The 7,921-nt window shown below is 68.7% G+C and carries 8 protein-coding genes, 2 tRNA genes and 2 pseudogenes; 7 read left to right on the top strand and 5 right to left on the bottom strand.

The genetic code is table 11. From position 1 onward, the window contains the following. Positions 1–551: pseudogene (locus G328_RS16200) on the top strand (recombinase family protein); the annotation flags it as partial. On the opposite strand, the gene G328_RS0109950 reads toward G328_RS16200, so the two are convergent. Both G328_RS0109950 and orn read right to left on the bottom strand, forming a co-directional pair. Continuing rightward, positions 544–619: transfer RNA gene (locus G328_RS0109950), tRNA-His, on the bottom strand. The pseudogene G328_RS16200 and the gene G328_RS0109950 sit on opposite strands and share 8 nt — an antisense overlap. 38 nt (positions 620–657) lie before the next feature. Next, positions 658–1,296 carry an oligoribonuclease gene (gene orn / locus G328_RS0109945; RefSeq protein ID WP_019619204.1) on the bottom strand — a complete coding sequence of 213 codons (639 nt, stop codon included), beginning with the start codon at positions 1,294–1,296 and terminating at the stop codon, positions 658–660. 62 nt (positions 1,297–1,358) lie between these two features. Between orn and G328_RS0109940 the strand changes: the two genes are divergently transcribed. Next, a tRNA-Arg gene (locus G328_RS0109940) sits at positions 1,359–1,431 on the top strand. A 9-nt stretch (positions 1,432–1,440) separates the two neighbouring features. On the opposite strand, the gene G328_RS0109935 is transcribed toward G328_RS0109940, so the two are convergent. After that, positions 1,441–2,022 (bottom strand): TetR/AcrR family transcriptional regulator, encoded by a 582-nt coding sequence (locus tag G328_RS0109935; protein ID WP_019619203.1) that lies wholly within the window; start codon positions 2,020–2,022, stop codon positions 1,441–1,443. 98 nt (positions 2,023–2,120) lie between these two features. Here G328_RS0109935 and G328_RS0109930 point away from each other — a divergent pair, with 98 nt between their 5' ends. From G328_RS0109930 to G328_RS0109920, 3 genes are read left to right on the top strand one after another with little or no spacing between them, the layout of a single operon-like run. Beyond that, on the top strand, positions 2,121–2,510 hold the full coding sequence (locus tag G328_RS0109930; RefSeq protein ID WP_019619202.1) for a DUF1304 domain-containing protein: 390 nt from the start codon (positions 2,121–2,123) through the stop codon (positions 2,508–2,510). A 44-nt stretch (positions 2,511–2,554) separates the two neighbouring features. Continuing rightward, positions 2,555–3,577: an NADP-dependent oxidoreductase gene (locus G328_RS0109925; protein ID WP_019619201.1), complete on the top strand. Its 1,023-nt coding sequence runs from the start codon at positions 2,555–2,557 to the stop codon at positions 3,575–3,577. Positions 3,578–3,621: 44 nt separating this feature from the next. Next, positions 3,622–4,245 carry a TetR/AcrR family transcriptional regulator C-terminal domain-containing protein gene (locus tag G328_RS0109920; protein ID WP_019619200.1) on the top strand — a complete coding sequence of 208 codons (624 nt, stop codon included), beginning with the start codon at positions 3,622–3,624 and terminating at the stop codon, positions 4,243–4,245. Between the two features lie 39 nt (positions 4,246–4,284). Here G328_RS0109920 and G328_RS0109915 read toward each other — a convergent pair whose 3' ends face one another. After that, positions 4,285–5,151 (bottom strand): transporter substrate-binding domain-containing protein, encoded by an 867-nt coding sequence (locus tag G328_RS0109915; RefSeq protein WP_019619199.1) that lies wholly within the window; start codon positions 5,149–5,151, stop codon positions 4,285–4,287. 127 nt (positions 5,152–5,278) lie between these two features. Between G328_RS0109915 and G328_RS0109910 the strand changes: the two genes are divergently transcribed. Together G328_RS0109910 and G328_RS0109905 are read left to right on the top strand one after the other, a co-directional pair. Next, entirely contained in the window at positions 5,279–6,298 is a 1,020-nt protein-coding gene (locus G328_RS0109910) for an NAD-dependent epimerase/dehydratase family protein (protein ID WP_019619198.1), read from the top strand. Then, positions 6,295–7,056 carry an alpha/beta fold hydrolase gene (locus G328_RS0109905; RefSeq protein ID WP_019619197.1) on the top strand — a complete coding sequence of 254 codons (762 nt, stop codon included), beginning with the start codon at positions 6,295–6,297 and terminating at the stop codon, positions 7,054–7,056. Before G328_RS0109910 ends, G328_RS0109905 begins: the two co-directional genes overlap by 4 nt. 68 nt (positions 7,057–7,124) lie before the next feature. Here the strand turns inward: G328_RS0109905 and G328_RS0109900 are convergent. Further along, positions 7,125–7,866 (bottom strand): annotated as a pseudogene (locus tag G328_RS0109900) (ABC transporter ATP-binding protein); the annotation flags it as partial. Between the last annotated feature and the right edge of the window lie 55 nt (positions 7,867–7,921).

Here is a 7,921-nt window from a genome sequence, read left to right as displayed (position 1 = left end):
CAGCAACATCCTTCCAGGCCCACCACGCGGGCAAGCCAGACCAGATGTCACCTACTCGTGCAGCAGTCCCGAAAGAGCTTTCACGGCTGACGAGCGAGCGCGACCATCTTGACGATGAGCGAATGAAACTGTTGCAAGCCCACTATGCGGGGGCGGTACCGATCGACCTGTTGAAGCAGGAGCAGGATCGCATCGCGGATCAGATCGGAGACATTCAGCACCGAATCGAAGCGCTCCACGATGAGTATGCGTCAGCGAGAGCAAACCTCGATGACTCGCTCGGGTTGCTTGCGAACATCGTGAAAGTTTACGAGCGAGCGGATGATGCGAACCGACGACTGTGCAATCAGGCGTTCTTCCACCGAATCTTCGTTGAGGAAGAAGGGGATGTGAGAGTCGAGTACGAACGCCCCTTCGGCTCGCTCTGCGATACCGAGGAGCAAATGAATGCGCTCAACTGGGCTGCAGAGGCGAAAAAGAAGAGAGAGGTTCAAACCGGACAAAGAGTGGTTACTCTTGTCGAGGGTTTGAACCTCTCTCATATGGGGTGAGTAACGGGGCTTGAACCCGCGACCTCCTGGACCACAACCAAGCGCTCTACCAGCTGAGCTATACCCACCATGTCGCCGCGCGAGGCGGCAACCACACGATCTTACATCACGATTCGAGCAGCGGCGCAAACTCGTCGACGATGCGCTGCGACAGGACCTTGAGGGAGTCGCTGTCGGGGCCCGGGTCGGCGACGATGAGCGCCGCGCGGTAGTAACGAAGCTCGCGAATCGACTCGAGGATGTCGGCCGCGGCGCGGTGACCGCCGTGCTTCTCGGGGGCCTGGAAGTAGACGCGCGGGTACCAGCGGCGGGCGAGCTCCTTCAGCGTCGACACGTCGACGTTGCGGTAGTGGAGGTAGCCGTCGAGCTCCGGCATCTGCTTCGCGAGGAACATCCGGTCGGTGCCGATCGTGTTCCCGGCGAGCGGCGCGGTGCGCTCGGCCGGCACGAACTGCCGCACGTACTCGAGTACCTGCCGCTGCGCATCCGCGACATCGACGCCGTTCGGAATCTCGTCGGCGAGGCCCGACGTGCGGTGCATCTTCGTGACGAAATCGCCCATATTGTCCAGCGCGGCCTGCGAGGGCTTGATGACGATGTCGAGCCCCTTTTCGTCGAGCACGTTCAGCTCGGCATCGGTGACGAACACCGCGATCTCGCAGAGCTCGTCGACCTCGAGGTCGAGCCCGGTCATCTCGCAGTCGATCCAGACGAGGCGGTCGTTCTTCTGCACACTTGAGCTCATGAGGCTCCATCGTAGTCAGCAGTCTCGTCGGAGCGGCGCGGCTTCGCTAGAATCGGGGAGTTGCCTCCGTAGCTCAGCGGATAGAGCAGGAGCCTTCTAATCTCTTGGTCGCAGGTTCGATTCCTGCCGGGGGCGCGACTCGACTCAGTGCGTGGAAATCAGTGCCCGCGTCGCGTCGAGCGACCGCACCGCATCTTCGGGGCTGATGCGTACGAGTGCGAGTGCCGAGATCACGTTACTTGTGCACACGTCGGCGAGGGTCTGCAGTTTCGACGCCGGTGCTTCGGGTAGGTGGGCTCGGATGCCCGCGGTCACGGCCGCGCGCAGCTCGGCAGCGTAGGCGCGGACCGTCTCGGCCACAGCCTCGTCGTGCGCGATGGGGGAGCTCGCCGTATTCACGAGCAGGCAGCCGTTCGCGGCGGGCAGGCTGTCGGTCCGCAGGAGCGCAGCCCGAAGCCCGGTGAGGTACTCGTCGAGCGCATCCCGCGCGACCTCGGCGCCGGTGAGCGGGCGCAGTCGCGGGCGAATCACCTCGTTGAGGTAGCTCTCGACGGCGGCATCGAAGAGGCCGCGCTTCGAGCCGAACGCGTGATAGATGCTCGAGCGGTTGAGGCCGGTCGCCGCCTCGAGCTCGGGCAGGGACGCCTGTTCGTAGCCGCGTGCCCAGAACACCTCGCGCGCGGCTCGCACCACCTCGGCGGTATCAAATGTCTGGCTACGGCCCATGCGATGCTCCCCATTGTGTACTGGCCAGTTCAGTATATAGTAGACCGACCAGTTCATTACACGCGCGTGCCAAGCGCGCCGACGTCGGGAGTTTTCTCATGATCATCACGGGCCTCGTGCTCACCGGCGTCGCGGCGCTCGTGCACGTCTTCATCTTCTATCTCGAGTCGATCGCCTGGACCGGCCCGCTCGCGCGCAAGACCTTCGGCACCGGTACGCCCGAGGAGGCGGCCGTGCAGAAAGAGCTCGCGTTCAACCAGGGCTTCTACAACCTCTTCCTCGCGATCGCCGTTGCGCTCGGCATCGTGCTGTTCGCCATCGGCCAGTCGGCGATCGGCGTCACGCTCGTATTCACCGGCGCGGGATCGATGGTCGCCGCCTCGCTCGTGCTGCTGCTCTCGAGCCCCGACAAGTCCGCCGCCGCGCTGAAGCAGGGTGTGATCCCCGCGCTTGGCGTCATCGCGCTCGCCGTCGGCCTCGCGCTCTAGCGGCCGCCCCGAACCCACCGACCACCCTCCGAGGAAAGACCCCCATGACGAACATCACCAGCACGCAGATTCAGCTCGCCACCCGCCCGACCGGCTGGCCCACGCACGACAACTTCCGCACCGTCACGGTCGAGTACAGCGACCTCGCACCAGGCGAGGTTCGGGTGCGGAACGCCTTCGTCTCGGTCGACCCGTACATGCGCGGGCGCATGAACGACGTGAAGAGCTACACCCCGCCGTTCGCGCTCGACGAGACGATGACCGGTGGCGCGATCGGGCACGTGATCGAGTCGGCGGCCGACGAGCTGCCGGTTGGCACGCTCGTGCAGCACGACCTCGGCTGGCGCGACATTGCGCAGGCCGACGCGGCGGAGTTCCGTGCCGTGCCCGAGCTGCCGGGCGTTCCGCTGTCGGTACGCCTCGGCATCCTCGGCATGACCGGCATGACCGCGTACGTTGGCCTCACGGCGATCGCCGATCTGCGCGAAGGCGACACGGTGTTTATCTCGGGCGCGGCCGGCGCCGTCGGCACCGCGGCCGGACAGTTCGCGCGACTCCTTGGAGCGAAGCGCGTCATCGGCTCGGCGGGCTCTGCGGAAAAGGTCGCGCTGCTCACCGAGAAATACGGCTATGACGCCGCCTTCAACTACAAGGATGCGCCCGTGCGCGAGCAGCTGCGTGAGCTCGCACCCGAGGGCGTCGACGTGTTCTACGACAACGTCGGCGGCGACCACCTCGAGGCGGCACTCGACGTCATGAACCCCGGAGGCCGCATCGCGCTCTGCGGTGCGATCGCCCTCTACAACGAGGCCGCGAAGCCCGCGGGCCCCGACAACATGGCGAACATCATCACGCGTGGGCTCACGCTCAAGGGCTTCACCCTCGGCGGCTACGTGCACCTCGCCCCGGAGTTCCAGGAGCGCATGTCGGTCTGGTTCGGCGCGGGCAAGATCGTGTACGACGAGACGATCGTCGACGGCATCGACCACGCCGTCGACGCGTTCCTCGACATGATGCACGGCGCGAACACGGGCAAGATGCTCGTTCGCATCGCCGACGACGCCTAACGCGGCGCCGAGGCGGAGGTCGACCCGGCGCTAATCTGGAGGGCATGGGTCGGCCGACTTCTCCCAAGCTCACGCGAGAGAGCATCGTCGCGGTCGCGCTCGAACTCATCGGCGAGGGCGGCCCAGCGCAGCTCACGACGCGTGGCTTGGCCGCGCGCCTCGGGGTGCAGGGGCCGTCGATCTACAACCACTTCGCAACCATGGATGCGGTGGCCGACGCGGTGGTCGATGCGGTGCTCGCGACCGTCGACATGACCGTGCTCGAGGGGTCCGAGTGGCGGGCGGCGCTGGCCGCGTGGGCGCGCAGCTACTGGCGGGTGCTCCACGAGCATCCCGGCGTGATTCCGCTGCTCGCGCGCGGCGTCACGAACCTCGAGTCGCAGCTGCGCATGGCCGACGCGGTGTACGGCGTGCTCATCGGCGCGGGCTGGAGTGCGGCCGACGCCGTCGAGGCGGGCCTCGCTGTGCGCGACTTCGTGCTCGGGTCAGCCTTCGGCTCGTACGCGGGCGCGCGCACGCAGGAGGCGCGAGACCTCCCGAATCTCGCCGACGCCCTCAAGGTCGTCACGGAGCGCACGGGCGTCGACGCCACCTCGTTCGAGCGCGGCCTCCGCGCGCTCATCAACGGCCTCGCAGCCGAGCTCGACGCGAGCTCGCCTAGCGCCTGACACGCGCCTGAGCACGCGTATCCGCCCGCCTCGCGGCGCCTAGCCGAGCGTCTCCTGCAACTGCTCCGCCGAGAACACCGAGTCGTCGCCGAACCAGTCGCTGACCGCTGCATCCCACGTGCCGTCGTCGTACGTGCCCGCGAGCCACGCGTTCACGGTGTCGACGAGCTCGGGGTCGTCGAGCGGGAGCATGTACGCGAGCGTCGCGTCGGTGAAGGGGTCGGCGGCGTTCACCTCGCAGAGCTCCGGATGCTCGTGCGCGGCCCACACGACCTCGGGCGCGTCGGTGATCATGACGTCGGCATCGCCCGCGACGATCTGATCGAAGATCGTGTTGTTGTCGTCGTAGCGCACGATGTCGGCCTCGGGCGCGTTCTCGTCGGCGAACTCCTCATTCGTGCCGCCGACTGGGGTGATCAGCGTCGTGTCGGGCTGGTTGACCTCGTCGAGCTCGTCGAAGTCCTCCTCGCGCCCGCAGGTCGTGATCGCGGCCTTGCCGCCGACGATCACCGGATCGCTGAACGCAACCTGCTCGGCGCGCTCGTCGGTGACCGAGATGCCGCCGACCGCGATGTCGCACGAGTCGAGGAACGTCTCCATGAGGTCCGACCACGACGTCCTCTCCCACTCCAGCTCGACGTCGAGCTGCTCCGCGAGATTCTCCATGAGCGCGACATCGATTCCCTCGCGCTCGCCCGTGTCGGGGTTGTCGTAGCTGAACGGCCGGTAGTCGCCCGTGTAGCAGGCGGTGAGCACGCCGTCCTCAAGCGCGGCCGAACCCGCCGAGCCGCCGGACGCCTCGGTCGTCTCGGCACCCGTGTCCGTTGGCGTGCTGCCACCCGACTGGCAGGCGGTGAGGGCGAGGGTCGCGATCGCGACCGGTACGAGCATTCGAAGCGGCTTCATGGTGCGTGTCTCCTTCGTCACATGGTGCCGCCGACCCTAGCAAGCGACAGCTGTTGGCTCGGATGCGCGGCCTCCGCCGAACGCGAACGGCCACCCCGCTTTCACGCACGGCTGCAAGGCTGAGGGCATGAAGTTGCTCCTGCTCGGCGGCACCGCCTGGCTCGGCCACACGGTCGCCGAAACTGCCCTCCGTGACGGCCATGTCGTCACCTGCCTCGCCCGGGGCAGCGCGCCGGTACCGACCGGTGCCCGGTTCGTGCGAGCCGATCGCGACACCGACGACGCCCTGCACGGCGTGGGTAACGAATCCTGGGATGCGGTGGTCGATCTCGCGCGCGAGCCCGGCCAGGTGCGCCGCGCGGTGCGTGACCTCGAGCGAGGCGCCGCGAAGTACGTCTACGTCTCAAGCTGCAGCGCGTACGCGAGCCACGCGACGATCGGCGCCGACGAGTCAGGCGAACTGCTCCCGCCACTCGAAGGCGACGAAATGGCGAGCATGGCGGAGTACGGGGAGGCGAAGGTCGCCTGCGAACGCACCGTCATCGACGTGTTCGGCCCGCAGCGTGCCGCGATCGTGCGGCCCGGGCTCATCGGGGGACCGGGCGACCCGACGGGGCGCACCAGCTACTGGGTGCGCCGATTCGCCGCGCCCTCGAACGACGAACGTCGCGTGCTCGCGCCCGACGCCCCCGAACTCCCGACCTCGATCATCGATGTGCGCGACCTTGCCGAGTTCATCGTGAGGCTTGCGACCGGCGGCGCGACCGGCGCGTTCAACGCGCTCGGCGACGCGCATCCGCTCCCGGCCCACCTTGAAGCAGCCCGGGCCGCTGCGAACAGCGCGGCCGAGGTCGTGACGGCGCCCGAAACGTGGCTCGACGAGCACGAAGTCTCGCAGTGGATGGGCCCACGCTCGCTGCCGCTGTGGATCGCCGCCCGAGACTGGTACGGCATGAACGCGCGCTCGACCGAGCGAGCCCGAGCGGCGGGGCTCACGTTGCGGCCGCTCGCCGACACACTCGGTGATTCGCTTCGCTACGACCTCGAGCACGGCATCCCGAACCCACACGGTGCGGGGCTCACCGACGCTGAGGAGCGCGAGCTCCTCAGCCAACTCGGGCAGACACTCGCAAAGGCGCAGTCGTGACGCGCATCGCCATCAACGGGCACGACCTCTACGAAGAGGTCGAGGGCGACGGCTCGCCGGTCGTGCTGCTGCACGGCGGGTACTGCTCCCTCGAATCGTTGCGGCCGCAGCAGGAGGCGCTCGCGGCGACGCATCGCGTGTACGCGTACGAGCGACCGGGTCATGGCCGCTCGGCCGACATCGCGGGCGACTACGGCTACGACGCGATGCTCGACGACCTTGTCGCCTACCTCGACGCGCACGACCTCGCGCATCCCCACCTCGTCGGGTACAGCGACGGCGGCATTCTCGCGCTCCTGCTCGCCCTGCGGCAGCCCGAACGGCCGCGGTCGATCGTCGCGATCAGCGCGAACCTCGACCCCACGGCCTTCGACCCCGCGGCGGGCGCGCTCCCGCCGCTCGCGCCGCTCGGCGACGAGGGCCCCGACTACGCGGCCGAGCGCGAGGCGTACGAGCGACTCTCGCCCGACGGGCCCGAGCATCACGACGCCATGCTCGAGAAGCTCCTGCGCCTGTGGGGGAGCGAGCCGAACCTCGAGCCCGCGGCGCTCGCGGCCATCCGTGCCCGCACCCTCGTCATGGCGGGCGACCGCGACGCCGTGCGACCCGACCACTCGCTCGCGATCGCGGCGGCGATTCCCCGCGCCGAGCTCGCGATCGTGCCAGGCACGACCCACGCGCTCGTACGCGAGAAACCCGACCTTACGGCTCGGCTACTCGTCGAGTTCCTCGCCGACGTCGAGCGGGCCGGCTCCTAGCGCGCGAGGCCGAACCCGAGCCGCGGGCCGGATACGCGGGGTCGCCCGCCGCACCGACCCGCGGTTGACTAGCTCAGCGCCGAACCCGGCGTCGCCGCGAACTCCGCCTCGGGCGTGCCGCTGATCGTCGCGAGGAGCGTGCGCTCGAGCCGAGCGAACTCGGGGCTCGTCATGACGTCGGCGTCGCGGGGTCGCGGCAGGTCGACGGTCAGGATGCGCTGCACGGTCGCGGGGCGCTGGCTCAGCACGACGACGCGGTCGGCGAGGGTGAGCGCTTCCCGAATGTCGTGGGTGATGAGCAGCGCCGTCCAGGCATGCTCGGCCCACACCCGCTGCAGCCACGCGTGCAGCTGCAGGCGCGTGAGCGCGTCGAGGGCGCCGAACGGCTCGTCGAGCAGCAGCGTTGGCCGACCCTGCACGACCGTGCGCAGGAGCGCCGCCCGTTGCCGCATGCCGCCCGAGAGCTCGCTCGGGTGCGCGTCTTCGAATCCCGCGAGACCGAACTCGGCAAACAGCTCCTGCGCCTGGGCTCGGGCGCGTGCCCGGGGCACACCGCGCACCTCGAGCCCGAGCGCCGCGTTTGCGAGCACCGTGCGCCACGGGAACAGCAGGTCTCGCTGGGGCATGTATGCCGCGTGCCCGCCCGCGCCCGTCACGGCGCGACCGTCGACCTCGATGCCGCCGGCCGTGGGGCGGTCGAGGCCAGCGACGAGGTTCATGAGCGTCGACTTGCCCGCGCCCGAGGGGCCGACGATCGCGATGAACTCGCCCGCCTCGACGTCGAACGAGATGCCGTCGAGCACGAGCCGCTCGTGCCTGCGACGCAGCGCGAACGACTTCGACACGTCGCTGAGGCGCAGCCGCG

This window comes from [Zimmermannella] faecalis ATCC 13722 (assembly GCF_000381765.1).
Taxonomy (GTDB): domain Bacteria; phylum Actinomycetota; class Actinomycetes; order Actinomycetales; family Microbacteriaceae; genus Gulosibacter; species Gulosibacter faecalis.
The sequence above is the reverse complement of the archived record's forward strand: the minus strand, read 5'-3'. Positions and strand labels throughout refer to the sequence as shown.